The sequence below is a fragment of the Nocardioides sp. genome (genome assembly GCF_035547795.1).
GTDB lineage: Bacteria > Actinomycetota > Actinomycetes > Propionibacteriales > Nocardioidaceae > Nocardioides.
Window position 1 is genome coordinate 1 of record NZ_DASZUF010000107.1, and the last position, 14853, is coordinate 14853.

Consider the following 14853-nt stretch of genomic DNA (forward strand, 5'->3'; position numbering starts at 1 on the left):
CCCCACCACATCGCGCCGGGACCACCCGGACGCAGTGCCGCGGGTCACCGGGGCGCCGGCCCTAGGTCCGTGACGGGCTCGGGGCGAAGGTCCCCACGGCGGCGGTCCGAGTCCTCGCGCCGCGGCTCACTTCCCAGCGCAGGCTTGGACCACATCCCAGGAAGAGGAACGCCATGACGCTGGAAGAGCGCGGATGAGCTACGACAATCTGGAAGAGATGGTGGACGCCTGGCTGGTCGGGGAGATCGATGACGACCAGTTCACCCAGCTCCACCAGTCCGTGGCCGGGAGCTTTGCGTCGACGGCCGAGAACAGCCGGGTGTGGATCGGCCGTCAGGTCGACAATCCGACGTACGTCGACACGCTGTACCTGTCCGGTCAGATCACAGCGGCGCAGCTGGAGCGCTTGGAGGCGTTGATCGGCGACTACGAATAGACCAGCGCGTCGCGGTGATGTGACGCCGCCTGCAGGTTCGGACGCGCCAGGAGCGCCTCGCCCGTACACGTCTCAGGCCCGGCGATCCGTCGATCACCGGGCCTGGATCCCAGCTCAGCGGCCATATCGGCCTCTGATCCGCACGGTCGGGCTGACAGGATTTGAACCTGCGACCCCTTGACCCCCAGTCAAGTGCGCTACCAAGCTGCGCCACAGCCCGAACACCCTCCGCGAAGGGCGTCCGAAGGCTACCCCACCGGCGGATCGGCCCGCGAATCGGCTCCTTGCTCCGCGGCGGCCGCACCGGTCGGGAGCGCGCCAGCCGAGTGCTGCATCACGTTCGGGCCCAAAGCGGCTACGGTACGGCCGTGAGCACGAGGGAGACCGCGCCGACTCGGCGGGGGTGCGCAGCGGCAGCGGCCGGGCGCCGGCCTGGCGAGCGACGCGGGTGAGCGCCTTCGCCCGGTTCGCAGACGCGCGCAAGATCCCCGCGGTCGCGACCCAGCGCGTACTGGCGCGCACCACCGGCTCGCTCTACGCCACCGGCGCCCTGCTGATTCTGATCGCGACGCTCTTCGGCAGTGGGTGGGAAGGCATCGACGTCGCCGCCATCCGCGTCCTCGCGGTCGCGGCGATCGTCCTCGGTGTCGCGGTCTTCCTGGTCGGCCATCGAATCCCCCGCCCGGCGTACCACCTGCTCGTCGCCGGCGGCCCGATCGTCATCACCGCGTTCGTCCACCTCGGCCAGGGCACCGTCTGGTCGCTGGCGTTCGTGATCGGCTATGTCTTCACGATCCTGGACGCGTCGTTCTTCTTCTCTCCCCCGGGCGTTCTGGTCCACCTGTGCCTGGTGGTGTGCTGCGCGATCGTCGGGATGGTGTCGGTGCACCTGCCGGTCGGCGCGATCGTCTCGATGCCGGGCACCTTCATCGTCGTCGCGGTGGTAGTCACCTGGCTGGCGTGGATGGCCGACGCCGCGGAGGAGGACTCGCTCACCCGGCTTCCCAACAGACGTGCCTTCGACCGTCGCCTGGAGGAGGAGCTCGGCCGGGTCGGACGTGAGCACGGCCAGCTCGCGCTCGTCCTGCTCGACCTCGACCACTTCAAGGACGTCAACGACCACTCCGGGCACCTCGCCGGCGACCGACTGCTGCTCGAATGCGCCCAGGCGTGGCGGGGCTCGGTCGGCGAGAGCCATCTGCTGAGCCGGTACGGCGGGGACGAGTTCGCGCTGCTGCTTCCCGGCTCCTCGCTCGGCCGCGCCGCCGACCTCGCCGACCGGCTGCGCTCGGTGGCTCCCGACGGCGTCACGCTCTCGGCGGGGGTGGCGGCCTCGGCGCCGGGCGACTCCGCCTCGATGTTCCTCAGTCGTGCCGACGTCGCCCTCTACGAGGCCAAGTCGGCCGGACGCGACCAGACGGTCGTGTACGGCGACCCCGCCCGGGGCGCGAGCGAGCTCGAGGCGGCGATCACCGCCGGCGAGCTCGTCCTGCACTACCAGCCGGTCGTGCGCCTGCGCGACGGCGCCGTCACCGGTGCCGAGGCGCTGGTGCGCTGGCAGCATCCCCGCAAGGGGCTGGTGCCGCCCTCGGACTTCGTGCCTCAGGCGGAACGGACCGGCGCCATCCACGCGCTGGGGATGTGGACGCTCGACCAGGCCTGCGAGGCCACTGCCCGGCTCCGCGACGACACCACCGTCTCGGTCAACGTGTCGGTGCCCGAGCTGCGCAATCCGGGCTACCCGGAGCTGGTCCGCCACGTCCTGGACATGCACGGTCTCCCCCCGCAGCGGCTCGCCCTGGAGATCACCGAGGCGGTCTTCGACAACGGCGACCCGCAGGTGGTCGCGACCCTCAACAAGCTGCGGGCGCTTGGCGCCCGGATCGCCATCGACGACTTCGGGACCGGCTACTCCTCGCTGCGCTGGCTGGAGCGCTTCCCGATCGACATCGTGAAGATCGACGCGTCCTTCGTGCGGGCGATCAGCGCGGAGCGCGAACGGGAGCCGGTGCTCGAGGCCGTGATGGCGATCGGTCGCTCGATGGGCATGACAGTGGTCGCCGAGGGCGTGGAGACGCGTTACCAGGCCGACGTGCTGCGCCGCCTCGGATGCGACCTGGCCCAGGGTTACCTCTTCGGCCGGCCGGTGCCCCGGCAGCGCTAACGCTTGCGCTTCTCCCGGACCCGCTGCTGCAGCACGATCGGCGTACCGACGAAACCGAACTCCTCGCGCAGCCGACGCTCGATGAAGCGCTCGTACGACGGCTCCAGCTTGCCGGACGTGAACAGGATGAACGTCGGCGGCGCGGTGGTGGCCTGCGTCCCGAACAGGATCTTCGGCTGCTTGCCGCCGCGCACCGGGTGCGGGTGCTCGGCCACCAACCGACCCAGGAACGTGTTGAGCGCGCCCGTGCCGATCCGCGTCTCCCAGCCCTCCAGGGCTCGGTCGATCGCCGGCACCAGCCGGTCGATGTGCCAGCCGGTGCGTGCGGTCAGGTTGATCCGCGGCGCCCACTGCACCTGGACCAGCTCGCGCTCGATCTCGCGCTCCAGGTAGTAGCGCCGGTCCTCGTCGACCAGGTCCCACTTGTTGAACACGATCACGAGCGCTCGGCCGGCGTCGCGCACGGTCTGCAGGATCCGGATGTCCTGCTCGGAGATCGACTGCTCGGCGTCGAGCACCAGCACGGCCACCTCGGCTCGGTCGATCGCGGTCGAGGTGCGCAGCGAGGCGTAGTACTCGTGCCCGGACGCCTCCTTGACCCGCTTGCGGATGCCCGCGGTGTCGATCAGCTTCCAGGTCCGCCCGTCCAGCTCGACCAGCTCGTCGACCGGGTCCACGGTGGTGCCGGCGACGTTGTCGACGACCACACGGGTCTCGCCGGCGAGCTTGTTGAGCAACGAGGACTTCCCGACGTTCGGCTTGCCCACCAAGGCGATCCGGCGAGGACCGCCGACCTCCCCGCCCTCCGCGATCGGCGGGGGCTCCGGCAAGGCCGCGAGTACGGCGTCCAGCAGGTCACCCGAGCCGCGCCCGTGCAGCGCGCTGACCGGGTAGGGCTCGCCCAGGCCGAGATTCCACAGCGCCGCGGCCTCGGCCTCGGTGCGCATGTCGTCGACCTTGTTCGCGGCCAGCACGACCGGCTTCTTGGCGCGCCGCAGGATCCGCACCACCGCCTCGTCCTCGTCGGTGATGCCGACGGTGGCGTCGACCACGAACAGCACCGCATCGGCCAGGCCGACCGCGAGCTCGGCCTGCTCGGCGATCCGGGCGGCCAGCCCACGGGCGTCCGGCGACCAGCCACCCGTGTCGACGACGGTGAAGGCACGACCGTTCCAGTCGGCGTCGTAGGAGACCCGGTCCCGGGTCACGCCCGGGACGTCCTCGACCACCGCCTCGCGGCGGCCGATGATCCGGTTGACCAGCGTCGACTTGCCCACGTTCGGCCGGCCGACCACCGCCAGCACCGGCACCGGGCCGGTGGGCTCGTCGCCGGCCCGGGTGGGCTCGTCGTACTGCTCGGTCATGATGCTCCTTGCTCGGGAAGCTGGTCGGAGGTCGGGGAGGTCTCGCCGGGCAGCGGGCCCGGCAGCTGGCGGCCGGTCAGGCGCTTGGCCTCATCGAGGTGCACCACGAGGTGCTCACGCAGCAACTTCGACACGTGCTCCACGTGTTCCCGGGTGCGCGGCCACGGCACCTGCTCGGTGGTGAACGCCGGCCCGAAGACCATCTCGATGGTTGCGCCGCGGCGCGGCAGCGAGCTCCGGCCACCGCCGGGCTCGCGGGTGCCGAACATCACCACCGGCACCACCGGGGCTCCCGAGACCATCGCGAGATAGGCCGCGCCGGCGTGGAAGCGGTCGTACTCCCCCGTCCCGCGGCGGCCCTCGGGGTAGATCCCGACCGCGCGCCCCATCCGCAGCACCTTCAGGCAGGTCTTGATCGCGAGCGTGTCGGCGCCGTCGCGGTAGAGCGGGATCTGGCCCACCGAGAGCAGGAAGCGACCCAACAGGCCGCGGAACATGTCGTCCTTGGTCAGCGCATGCACCGGCCGCGGCGCGAAGATCGCCAGCAGCGGGCCGTCGATCACGCCGACGTGGTTGGACGCGAAGATGACCGGGCCGTGCGCCGGGATGTGCTGGACCCCGCGCAGGGCCACCCGGTAGCGTCGGCGGATCCCCCACCGTCCGAACCAGCGGAAGTTGTACAGGAACCAGCTCCGCGGCGCGCGTACGCCGGAGGTGTCGGGCAGGTCGGGCCTCACGACCGTGCCCTCGCGGCCGTTCGGGCCCGCTCCGCGAGCGCGACAACCCGCTCGACCACCTGCTCCAGCGTGTACGCCGTGGTGTCCAGATGGACCGCCCCGTCGGCGGCCACCAGCGGCGACGCCGCGCGGCTGGAGTCGATCCGGTCGCGGGCCTCCAGGGAGGCCCGGACGGCTGCCGCATCGGTGCCGCCCTCCTCCTCGGCCCGCCGGGCGGCCCGGGCCGACGGGTCGGCGGTCATGTAGAGCTTGAGCTGGGCCTCCGGCCAGACCGTGGAGCCGATGTCGCGACCCTCGACCACGATCCCGCCCTCGGCGAGGGCGGCCGCGATCTCCTCGCGCTGCAGGCGGACCAGTCGCTCGCGCACCTGCGGTACGGCGCTGACCGGCGACACGTTGGCGTTGACCGGGTCTGTGCGGATCTGCGCCGACACATCGGTGCCGTCCAGCGTGATCGTGGGCGCCTGGGGGTCGGTGCCGGAGACCAGCACCGGCTCTTGCGCGTGCGCGGCCACCGCGGCGGCGTCGTGCACGTCGACGTCGTGCTGGAGCATCCACCACGTCACCGCCCGGTACATCGCACCGGTGTCGAGGTAGCGCAGGCCCAGCCGCGCGGCGACACCGCGCGACGTGCTCGACTTGCCCGAGCCCGAGGTCCCGTCGACGGCGATGACGAGGGCTCCGGGGCTGGGCTGGGCGGCGTTCACGGTGCCGCAGCCTACCGGTGCACCGCCCAACCGAGTGATTCCAGCGCCGCCCGCAGCACGTCCGCGCTGTCCTCGGCGACCACCAGCTCGACCAGGCCCACCGGCCGGCCGGGGTCGTGGTCGATCCTGACGTCCTCGATGTTGACGCCGCTGGCGCCCGCGTCGGCAAACAGCCGGGCCAGCTCGCCCGGATGGTCGGGCACCGAGACGTAGAGCGTCGCGGTCGGACGGGCCGGGCCGCCGTGCTTGCCCGGGATGGCCCGAGTGCCCTCCTGGCCGCGCTCGAGCAGGCCCATCAGGGTGCCCAGGTCGCCGGCCGAGAGCGCGCCGATCAGTCGGTCGAGCTGGTCGCGCACCTCACCGAGCAGGTCCAGTACGGCGCCGGCGTTGCCGGTCACGATCTGGCTGTAGAGCAGCGGGTCGCCGCCGGCCACCCGGGTCACGTCGCGCACGCCCTGGCCCGAGAGCGCCAGGTGTTCGGCGGGCGCATCGGCGAGCCGCCCGGCCACCAGCACCGCCAGCAGGTGCGGCACGTGCGACGTGCGCGCCACCGCCAGGTCGTGCTCGGCCGGCTCCATCCGCACCGGTACGGCGCCACACAGCCGGGCCAGCTCCTCCACCAGCGCGACCGCGTCGGGGCGCGAGCCGGCATGCGGCGTCACCGCCCAGGGCCGGCCGTCGAACAGCTTCGGCGTGGCGGCCAGCGGCCCGGAGCGCTCGCTGCCGGCCATCGGGTGACCGCCGACGTACCGCTCCGCGCCGGGCAGCGCCGCCACCTCCATCAGCGGGGCGCCCTTCACGCTGCCCACGTCCGTCACGACTGCGTCCGGCGAGATCGCCAGCGCGTGCGAGATCACCGCGCCCAACATCGCCGGCGGCACCGCCACCACGACCAGCTGGGGTACGTCACCGGGCTGGCGCGGGCGGCCGGCGCCGAGTCCGCTCGCCGTACGGATGTGTTCGGCGGAGGTGTCCGACAGCAGCACGTCCAGGCCGGCCTGTCGGCAGGCGAGGGCGATCGAGGTGCCGAGCAGACCGGTGCCGACGACCTCGACCGGGCCGATCAGGTCAGGCATCGGGGACCGACTTGACCCGCGCCAGGTCACGCCGCAGGTTGGCCGCACCGTGCAGGTAGACGTGGGTGACGTCGGCGCGCGGCAGGTCGGTCTCGACGTGCGCCATCAGCCGGACCACGCGCGGCATCGACCCCTGGATCTCCAGCTCGCGCGCACACATCAGCGGCACCTCGGTGAAGCCGAGCTGCCGGGCCGCGTAGGCCGGGAACTCCGAGACCAGGTCGTCGGTCGAGGTGAAGATGATCGAGATGAAGTCGTCGACGCTCAGCCCGTTGGCCGCCATCACCTCGTTCACCAGCTCGGCCACTCGGTCGAGCATGTGCTCGCGCACGTCCTCCTCGAGCTGGGTCGCTCCCCGGACCGCACGGACTGCCACGTCTGCTCCTTCGCTCGTCGCACTTGCAGGCAAGCAAAGGCTAGTGCGCCCGCCTCTCCCGCAGGATCCCGCGTCTCAGAGCTGCGTGACGTCCAGCAGCTCGCCCAGCTCGTCGGTGGTCAGCTCGCGCAGCTCGCCGACGCCGAGCCGGCCCAGGGTGATCGGGCCGATCCGGGTGCGGGTCAGCCGGGTGACCGGGTGACCGACGTGGTCCAGCAGCCGGCGCACGATCCGGTTGCGACCCTCGTGGATGGTCAGCTCGATGATCGACTTGGCCGGCGTGGCCTCCACGATCCGCGCGGCGGTGACCGTGACGGGGCCGTCCTCGAGGGTCACGCCGGCGAGCAGCTGCTTACGGACGCGTGGGAACAGCTCGCCGCGGACCTCGGCGACGTACGTCTTGTCGACCTCGTAGGACGGATGCGCCAGCCGGTGCGCGAAGTCGCCGTCGTTGGTCAGGATGATCAGGCCGGAGGTGTCGGTGTCGAGCCGGCCGACGTGGAAGAGCCGCTCGGGCCGGCCCGCGACCAGGTCCTGGAGCGTCCGGCGGCCCTCGGGGTCGCTCATCGTGGAGACGACGCCACGCGGCTTGTTCAGCACCAGGTAGACCTTCTCGCTGATCGGCGGCAGCCGCTTGCCGTCGACCCGGATCACGTCCCGGGCGGGGTCGACCTTGGTGCCCAGCCGGGTGACCACCTCGCCGTTGATCTCGACCAGGCCGTCGAGCATCAGCTCCTCGCTGCGGCGCCGGCTGGCGACCCCGGCCAACGCCAGCAGCTTCTGGATCCGGATCCGGCCGTCCTCGTCCAACGGCAGATCGCGGCGCTGCTCGGCCCGGGGCTCACTCACCGGCCGACTCCTGCGGCTCGGCGGCCGGCGCGGGCGCGACCATCTCGGCCAGCTCGTCCTCCAGGTCGTCCATCTCCGGCAGGTACGGCGCCAGCTCCGGCAGCTCGTCGAGGCTCGTCACCCCGATGCGCTCCAGGAAGTAGCCGGTGGTGCGATAGAGGTGGGCTCCGGTCTCGGCGTCCGTGCCGGCCTCCTCGACCAGCCCGCGGGCGAGCAGGGTGCGCATCACGCCGTCGACGTTCACCCCCCGGATCGCGCTGACGCGAGCCCGTGAGACGGGCTGCTTGTAGGCCACCACGGCCAGCGTCTCCAGCGCCGCCTGGGTCAGCCGGGCCTGCTGGCCTTCGAGGACGAAGCCCTCCACGACCACGGCGTACTCCTCGCGGGTGTAGAACCGCCAGCCGCCCGCGACGTTGCGCAGGTCGAAGCCGCGACCCTGCTCGGTGTACTCCGCCGCGAGTCCCTCCAGCGCCGCCACCACCTCGTCGACCGGATAGCCGACCGCGCTGGCCAGCGTGGGCGGATCCAGCGGCTGGTCGGCCACCATCAGCACCGCCTCGAGGGAGGGCCGCAGCGCCGCCAGCGGTACGGCGAGGGCCTCGTTGTCCTGTTCAGTCATCGCTCTCCTGCGGGTCGGGCTGCGAGTCGGGCTGCTGATCGGGCAGCACCGGCTGCCCCTCGAACTCGTCCTGGATCATGTCCTCGGCGTCCACGTTGTCGTCGCCGGTCCACCGCACCGTCAGCTCCCCCAGCGGCGTGACCTGGTCGAAGGCCACCGCGCCCTCGCGGAACAGCTCCAGCAGGCTCAGGAAGCGCGCCACCGTGGTCAGCGTGTCCGGCGAGTCGCCGCACAGCGAGCGGAAGGTCAGCGTGCCGCTGCGGCGCAGCCGGTCCACCACGATCCCGGCCTGCTCCCGCACACTGACCCTGGGTGCGTGGATGTGGCTCAGGGTCAACTCGGGCGGCCCCGGCTTCGGCGCCAACGCCCTGGCGGCCAAGGCCGCGAACTGGTCCAGCCCGATGCCGATCAGCACCTCGGGCAGCAGCGTCGCGAACCGCTCCTCCAGGCCGACCGCACGCGGATGCCGCAGCGACTCGCCGGCCAGCCGCTGCTCCAGCACCGCCGCGACCTGCTTGAACGCCTTGTACTGCAGCAATCGCGCGAAGAGCAGGTCGCGAGCCTCCAGCAGGGCGAGGTCCTCCTCGTCCTCGACGTCGCCCTGGGGCAGCAGTCGGGCGGCCTTGAGGTCGAGCAGGGTCGCGGCGACCAGCAGGAACGACGAGGTCTGCTCCAGATCCCACTGTGCCGGGCTGTCCACCGATCCGCCGGCCTTGACGTGCGCGATGAACTCGTCGGTGACCTTGGCCAGCGCGATCTCGGTGATGTCGAGCTTGTGCTTGGCGATCAGGCTCAGCAGCAGGTCGAAGGGGCCCTCGAAGTTCTCCAGGCGCACCTCGAAGCCGGTGCCGCCCTCGCTGCCCTGCGGCTCCAGGTCGGTGTCGGCGACGCCCTCAGCCACGCTCGGGCTCACTCCTCGGTGAGCCGGCGCACCAGCGCGCTCTCGGCGCCGTTCGCCTCGAGATCGGCCAGCACGATGCCGACCGCCTCACGCACCAGCCGACCCCGGTCGACCGCCAGGCCGTGCTGGCTGCGCAGCGCCAGCCGGGCGTGCTCGAGCTCCAGCAGCTCGGCCGAGGTGACGTAGACGGTCATCTTCTCGTCGTGCCGCACCCGCCCGCTCGGCTTGCGGGGCTCCTGCGGAGCATCCGGTACGGCGCGGACCTGCTTGGTCCTCTTCTCCTCGATCGTCGGCCGGAAGATCTCGTCGGCCGACGGCAGGCTCACGCGTCGCGCTGCCACCGGGCCAGCACCTCCTTGGCGAGCTGCCGGTAGGACTCCGCACCCGGGGAGTTCGCCGCGTAGGTGGTGATCGGCTCGCCGACCACCGTCGCGTCGGAGAACTTCACCGTGCGGCGGATGACGGTGTGGAACACCACGTCGCCCCAGCCGCTGACCAGCGTCTCCATCACCTCACGGCTGTGCAGCGTCCGGCCGTCGTACATGGTGCCGAGCAGGCCGTCGATCCTCAGCCGCGGGTTGAGCCGCTGGGTGACCTTCTCGATGGTGTCCTTGAGCAGGGCCACGCCGCGCAGCGCGAAGTACTCGCACTCCAGCGGGATGATCACGCCGTCACTGGCGGTGAGTGCGTTCACGGTCAGCAGGCCCAGCGAGGGCTGGCAGTCGATCAGGATGACGTCGTAGTGCGCCCGGACGGGCTGCAGCTTGCTCGCCAGCACCTGCTCACGACCGACCTCGTGCACGAGCTGGATCTCGGCGGCCGACAGGTCGATGTTGGCCGGCAGCAGGTCGACGCCCTCGACCTCGGTGTGGACGACGACGTCCTCGAAGGTGACGCTCGGGTCCATCAGCAGCTGGTAGGTGCCGACCTCGATCTCGTTCGGGTTCAGGCCCAGGCCGACCGACATCGAGCCCTGCGGGTCGAAGTCGACCAGCAGCACCTTGCGACCCAGCTCCGCCAGCGCGGCACCGAGACTGATCGTGGTGGTGGTCTTGCCGACGCCGCCCTTCTGGTTACACAGCGCGACCACCCGGGCCGGGCCGTGCTGGGTCAGCGGCCGAGGCTCGGGGAAGTCAGGCAGGGGACGACCGGTGGGTCCGAGCGTCACCTCGGCGACGGGCGGCTCGAACGGCAGAGCGTCGGACACGGACAGGTCCCTCCCAGGCTGCGTTGATCGCGATGGACGGAGTCGGCGGACATATGTCGACACAACGACTCATCCCCGGCTGCGGGCGACTGTAGGACCGCGCTCCCACCGCTCACAACCCGGGCGCCGTCCCTCCCCCGCCACCGGGCCTCACCTGTGTACGACGCAGCGCGGCGCGCCCACAGCACCCCGGCTGCCTGTGGAGATATCTGTGGAGGGATCAGCGCCGGTGGTGGACCAGATCGGCGTACTCGGGGTGCTTCTCGATGTAGCCCTTGATGAACGGGCACAGCGGGATCACGTCGTACTGGCCTCCGGCGCGGACGTCGTCCAGCGCGCCTCTCGCGAGCGCGCCGCCGACGCCACGGCCCTCGAACTCCGGAGCGACCTCGGTGTGGATGAAGACCACCGTGCTGGGCCCCATGCCGTACTCGGCGAAGCCGGCCAGTTCCTCGCCGATCCATGCCTCGTAGCGGTTCTGGGCCGGGTTGTTGCGTACCTCGACGTCGCTCATGGCGCGAGCCTACGACAGTCTCGCGGCAGTTCCTGTGACGTAGTCCTTGCCAGATGCGACCCGAGGCGAGAAGGATCATCGAGCAACGGCGCTACGGGTGCGCCGACGAAGGAGAATCATGAAAACCACTCGGGTGGGAAGTCTGGCAATCCTCGCGGCCGCCGCCCTCGGCGCGGCCACCCTCACCACGCCGTCGGCCTCGGCGGCCCCGTCCCCCTCCGCGCAGGGCGGGCGACACCGGATCGACGGCAGTCGACCGGCCTGGGAGTCGAATCCCAAGTTCGAGAAGCTCGGCACCGTCGCGAAGAGCAAGCAGGTCACCGCCAAGGTGTGGCTGGCCGCCAAGGACGCCGCCGGGCTGGCCTCGCTGGCCCAGTCGGTCAGCGACCCGTCCAGCGCCGACTACGGGCACTACCTCTCGCACAGCCAGTACGTCGCCAGGTTCGCGCCGACCCAGGCGCAGGTCGACGCGGTGACCGGCTGGCTCAAGGATGCGGGGCTGAGCGTGACCTCGGTCGGCGCCGACAACCACTACGTCGCGGTCAGCGGCACCGCCGACCAGGTGTCGCAGGCGTTCGGCACCACGCTGGCGAAGTTCGACTACGCCGGCACGACCGTGCAGGCCCCCGACTCCGACCTCTCGGTTCCTTCCTCGGTGGCCTCGAGCGTGCTCGCCGTGACCGGGCTCAGCCACGCCGGGCACATGGTGAAGCCGCAGGATCTCGGCGCGCCGGCGGGCTATGTCAACGCCACGCCGTGCTCGTCGTACTACGGCCAGAAGAAGGCGACGTCGCTGCCGAAGTTCCAGGGCAAGACCCTCCCCTACGCGGTCTGCGGCTACACGCCTAAGCAGCTGCGCAGCACCTACGGCGTGAACGGCACCCTGAACGGCAGCGGCCAGACGGTGGCGATCGTGGACGCGTTCGACTCCTCCGACCTGGCGGCGGACACCTCGACGTACTCCACGCGGCACGGCGACGCCGCGCTGAAGCCGGGCCAGTTCCAGGACCTGAGCTTCCCGGAGGGCGCCTCGACCGACTCGCCGACCGCCATCGAGGACTGCGGTGGCAACGGCTGGTACGGCGAACAGACCCTCGACGTGGAGGCGGTGCACGGGATGGCGCCCGGCGCCGGGATCCAGTACGTCGGCGCGGCCAGCTGCTACGACGACGACCTGCTCGCCTCGCTGAGCAAGATCGTGTCGCTGGACCAGGCTTCGATCGTGTCGAACTCGTGGGGTGAGCCCACCGTGATCGCCAACGACCCGGCCGACGGCTGCACCGCCGCCAGCCCCTGCCTGACCATCGACCAGAGCACCATCGACGCCTACGAGTCGGTCTTCCAGCAGGGTGCCGTGCAAGGCATCGGGTTCTACTTCTCCTCCGGTGACGACGGAGACGAGCAGGCCAACGCCGGTTACACCCACCCGGACTTCCCGGCCGGCGACCCGTGGGTGACGGCCGTGGGCGGCACCGCGCTCGGCGTGAGCCAGAGCGGTCAGCGGCTCTTCGAGACCGGCTGGGGCACCAACAAGTACTCGCTCGCGGCCAACGGCCGCAGCTGGGACCAGGGCTCCAAGACCTGGTTGTACGGCGCCGGCGGCGGCTTCAGCCAGCTCTTCGCCCAACCGTCGTACCAACGGGGCGTCGTGACCGGCGACCGGACCGGCGGACGGGCAGTGCCCGACATCGCGATGGACGCCGACCCGACCACCGGCATGCTGGTCGGCGAGACGCAGGACTTCGCCGAGGCCAGCGTCTTCGGCCCTGCCGGGGTGCACTACGGCGAGTACCGCGTCGGCGGCACCAGCCTGGCCTCACCGCTGCTCGCCGGCGTCCAGGCGGTGGCGCAGCAGGGTGCCGGCAAGCGGCTCGGGTTCGCCAACCCGCTGATCTACCAGCTGGCCCGCACCGGGGTCTACTACGACCCCACTGGCGCCACGCCTGACCCGGGCAACGTCCGACACGACTACGCCAACGGTTACAACGCCGACGACGGGACCATCGACACCGTGCGCACCTTCGACCAGGACTCGTCGCTGACAGCCCACCGTGGCTGGGACGACGTGACCGGGGTCGGCACGGTCACCTCGTCGTACCTGCAGAAGGTGACCGGCCAGCACTCCGGCGGTCACGGGGGCGGTCACGGGGGTCACGGAGGTGGCCACGGCCACTGAGCAACAGCTCGACCCGCGAGGGGCGTCTCTCACCCGAGAGGCGCCCCTCGCGCCGTCCCGGCCACGGTGGATCGCCAGGGTTGGGGTTTATGTCGAGACCCTGGACGGGCTCGCGGCCGGCCCTCCACAGCCAGGGCAGGTTTTCCACAAGGCGCTGGAAGGGCGCTGGCGCGGACGGGGGTCGACGCGCGAGCCTCGTCGTACCAACCGCGGCACTCGGGGAGAAGGCATGGGCTACGCCACCGACGTCACCGGTCGTCTCGACGGCACCCCACCGGTGAGCGAGCGCGACGCCATGCCGTCACTACCGGACACCCTTGCCGCGATCCATCGGGCGCTCGACGAAGCCGAAGCCCTCCCGATCACCGCTCGCAGTGCTCAGGAGAAGGAAGAGTCGCTGCTCGGCCTGCTCCGGGCCGAGTCACGCATCACGTCGCTGCGTCTTCGCTTGATGGCGGCCTCCGACGACGTCGCCGCCGCGCACGGCTCGCGCGATGTCGCCGCCTGGCTGGCCGCGCAGAGCCGCCAGGAATACGGCGCGGTCCGACGTGACCTGGAGCTTGGCCGCGCCCTCGACGCCCGATGGCCCAAGGTCAGCAGCGCGCTCGCCGACGGCCGGATCGACCCGGTCAAAGCACAGATCGCCGTCGACGCGCTGGACAGCACCGCCGAGGTCCTTGCTGAAGAGCACTGGGCCGCCGCCGAGGACGCCATCCTCGAGGAGGCGGTGCGACGCCGTCCTCGGGCGTTGCGGGCGGTCGCACGCGCGTTGCCCGCCGTCGCGACACCCGACTGTGCCGATGCGGTCGCGGCGTCCCGCGTCGAAACCGAGGAGGAGCACGCCCGGCGCGTGACGCGGTTGACGCTCACGCCGCAAGGCGATGGCACCTCCCGCATCCACGGCATCGTCGCCACGTCGGTGGCACATCGGCTCAAGACTTATCTCGATGCCTTCACCCAGCCGCGGCGCGCAGAGTCGGGCCCGCCAGCACCCTTCGACCGGGCCGACCGCCGCCGGGGGCTTGCCCTGGGCGAACTGTTGGAGCGCATCGACCCGACCGCGTTGCCGGACCACGGCGGCGATGCCACGACCGTGGTCGTCACGATCACCGAGAGCCAGTTGCGGGACCGTCTCGGCGCCGCTGGATTGGGCCTCGACGCCGAGCAACTCAGCGTCGGCGAGGCACGACGATTGGCCTGCGAGGCGCAGATCGTTCCCGTCGTGCTCGGTGGCGCATCCGAGCCGCTCGATCTTGGCCGAACACGCCGACTGTTCAGTCCCGCCCAGCGCAAGGCGATTCGGCTACGCGATGGACGATGTCGTGCCGAGGGCTGTGACGTCGACGCGGTGTGGACCGAGGTCCACCATCGAGATGCATGGTCGGCGGGTGGTCCGACGAACGTGTCCAACGGCGTTTGCCTGTGCGGCCATCATCATCGACGGATTCATGATCGGAACTATGAGCACACCTATCTGCCGAGCGGCGAAGTGAGGTTCCATCGGCGGACCTGACCGGCGCGTCGGCATCTGTCCGTGCTAGGCATGCCCCGGGCCGATCTTCGGCGGCGGTCGGTCTGTGGGCTGTCGAGAGCTCAGAGCCGGCGCATCGCGGTCGCCCGCAGCACCAGCTCGCCGGCCTCGTCGGTCGCGTCCAAGTCGACCTGCGCTTCGATCACCCAGTCGTGGTGCCCGGCCGGATCGGCCAGCGTCTGGGTGACGTGCCGGG

At 71.3% G+C, this 14853-nt stretch carries 16 protein-coding genes and 1 tRNA gene; 4 read left to right on the top strand and 13 right to left on the bottom strand.

Going from position 1 to position 14853, the window contains the following annotated elements; genetic code table 11:
- Positions 1–193 precede the first annotated feature (193 nt).
- The gene (locus VHA72_RS07375) at positions 194–436 is read left to right on the top strand and encodes a hypothetical protein (RefSeq protein WP_325573799.1); all 243 of its coding nucleotides are present in this window, start codon (positions 194–196) and stop codon (positions 434–436) included.
- Positions 437–582: 146 nt separating this feature from the next.
- Here VHA72_RS07375 and VHA72_RS07380 read toward each other — a convergent pair.
- Positions 583–656 (bottom strand) — tRNA-Pro (locus VHA72_RS07380).
- 228 nt (positions 657–884) lie between these two features.
- On the opposite strand from VHA72_RS07380, the gene VHA72_RS07385 reads away from it, so the two are divergent.
- Positions 885–2600: a putative bifunctional diguanylate cyclase/phosphodiesterase gene (locus VHA72_RS07385; protein WP_325573800.1), complete on the top strand. Its 1716-nt coding sequence runs from the start codon at positions 885–887 to the stop codon at positions 2598–2600.
- On the opposite strand, the gene der is transcribed toward VHA72_RS07385, so the two are convergent.
- The 11 genes from der to VHA72_RS07440 form a co-directional block, all read right to left on the bottom strand.
- Positions 2597–3964 (bottom strand): ribosome biogenesis GTPase Der, encoded by a 1368-nt coding sequence (gene der / locus VHA72_RS07390; RefSeq protein ID WP_325573801.1) that lies wholly within the window; start codon positions 3962–3964, stop codon positions 2597–2599. The two genes, VHA72_RS07385 and der, sit on opposite strands and share 4 nt — an antisense overlap.
- Complete coding sequence (locus VHA72_RS07395) at positions 3961–4701, bottom strand: lysophospholipid acyltransferase family protein (protein WP_325573802.1); 741 nt, start codon at positions 4699–4701, stop codon at positions 3961–3963. The genes der and VHA72_RS07395 overlap by 4 nt, the downstream gene beginning before the upstream one ends.
- Positions 4698–5408: a (d)CMP kinase gene (gene cmk / locus VHA72_RS07400; RefSeq protein ID WP_325573803.1), complete on the bottom strand. Its 711-nt coding sequence runs from the start codon at positions 5406–5408 to the stop codon at positions 4698–4700. The genes VHA72_RS07395 and cmk overlap by 4 nt, the downstream gene beginning before the upstream one ends.
- 11 nt (positions 5409–5419) lie before the next feature.
- Positions 5420–6484 (bottom strand): prephenate dehydrogenase, encoded by a 1065-nt coding sequence (locus tag VHA72_RS07405; RefSeq protein ID WP_325573804.1) that lies wholly within the window; start codon positions 6482–6484, stop codon positions 5420–5422.
- The gene (gene aroH, locus VHA72_RS07410; protein WP_325573805.1) at positions 6477–6860 is read right to left on the bottom strand and encodes a chorismate mutase; all 384 of its coding nucleotides are present in this window, start codon (positions 6858–6860) and stop codon (positions 6477–6479) included. The genes VHA72_RS07405 and aroH overlap by 8 nt, the downstream gene beginning before the upstream one ends.
- Positions 6861–6935: 75 nt before the next feature.
- Positions 6936–7709, bottom strand: coding sequence for a pseudouridine synthase (locus tag VHA72_RS07415; protein ID WP_325573806.1), 774 nt, complete (start codon positions 7707–7709; stop codon positions 6936–6938).
- Complete coding sequence (scpB, locus tag VHA72_RS07420; RefSeq protein ID WP_325573807.1) at positions 7702–8328, bottom strand: SMC-Scp complex subunit ScpB; 627 nt, start codon at positions 8326–8328, stop codon at positions 7702–7704. Before scpB ends, VHA72_RS07415 begins: the two co-directional genes overlap by 8 nt.
- On the bottom strand, positions 8321–9229 hold the full coding sequence (locus VHA72_RS07425; RefSeq protein ID WP_325573808.1) for a segregation and condensation protein A: 909 nt from the start codon (positions 9227–9229) through the stop codon (positions 8321–8323). The genes scpB and VHA72_RS07425 overlap by 8 nt, the downstream gene beginning before the upstream one ends.
- An 8-nt stretch (positions 9230–9237) precedes the next feature.
- Positions 9238–9570, bottom strand: a complete 333-nt coding sequence (locus VHA72_RS07430; RefSeq protein WP_325573809.1) for a hypothetical protein — start codon at positions 9568–9570, stop codon at positions 9238–9240.
- Complete coding sequence (locus tag VHA72_RS07435; RefSeq protein ID WP_325573810.1) at positions 9552–10436, bottom strand: ParA family protein; 885 nt, start codon at positions 10434–10436, stop codon at positions 9552–9554. Before VHA72_RS07435 ends, VHA72_RS07430 begins: the two co-directional genes overlap by 19 nt.
- A 220-nt stretch (positions 10437–10656) precedes the next feature.
- Positions 10657–10950, bottom strand: coding sequence for a GNAT family N-acetyltransferase (locus VHA72_RS07440; RefSeq protein WP_325573811.1), 294 nt, complete (start codon positions 10948–10950; stop codon positions 10657–10659).
- A 133-nt stretch (positions 10951–11083) separates the two neighbouring features.
- Here VHA72_RS07440 and VHA72_RS07445 point away from each other — a divergent pair, with 133 nt between their 5' ends.
- Together VHA72_RS07445 and VHA72_RS07450 are read left to right on the top strand one after the other, a co-directional pair.
- Positions 11084–13126 (top strand): S53 family peptidase, encoded by a 2043-nt coding sequence (locus VHA72_RS07445; protein WP_325573812.1) that lies wholly within the window; start codon positions 11084–11086, stop codon positions 13124–13126.
- A gap of 229 nt (positions 13127–13355) precedes the next feature.
- Positions 13356–14639 (top strand): HNH endonuclease signature motif containing protein, encoded by a 1284-nt coding sequence (locus VHA72_RS07450; RefSeq protein WP_325573813.1) that lies wholly within the window; start codon positions 13356–13358, stop codon positions 14637–14639.
- A gap of 80 nt (positions 14640–14719) precedes the next feature.
- Here VHA72_RS07450 and VHA72_RS07455 read toward each other — a convergent pair.
- The coding region (locus VHA72_RS07455; RefSeq protein ID WP_325573814.1) for a DUF3516 domain-containing protein at positions 14720–14853 on the bottom strand (134 nt) is incomplete at its 5' end.

Excerpts from the sequence above, each read along its gene's own strand:
- VHA72_RS07375 (WP_325573799.1), top strand. The coding sequence starts at position 194 with ATGAGCTACGACAATCTGGAAGAGATGGTGGACGCCTGGCTGGTCGGG.
- der (WP_325573801.1), bottom strand. The coding sequence starts at position 3,964 with ATGACCGAGCAGTACGACGAGCCCACCCGGGCCGGCGACGAGCCCACC.
- VHA72_RS07405 (WP_325573804.1), bottom strand. The coding sequence starts at position 6,484 with ATGCCTGACCTGATCGGCCCGGTCGAGGTCGTCGGCACCGGTCTGCTC.
- scpB (WP_325573807.1), bottom strand. The coding sequence starts at position 8,328 with ATGACTGAACAGGACAACGAGGCCCTCGCCGTACCGCTGGCGGCGCTG.
- VHA72_RS07440 (WP_325573811.1), bottom strand. The coding sequence starts at position 10,950 with ATGAGCGACGTCGAGGTACGCAACAACCCGGCCCAGAACCGCTACGAG.
- VHA72_RS07450 (WP_325573813.1), top strand. The coding sequence starts at position 13,356 with ATGGGCTACGCCACCGACGTCACCGGTCGTCTCGACGGCACCCCACCG.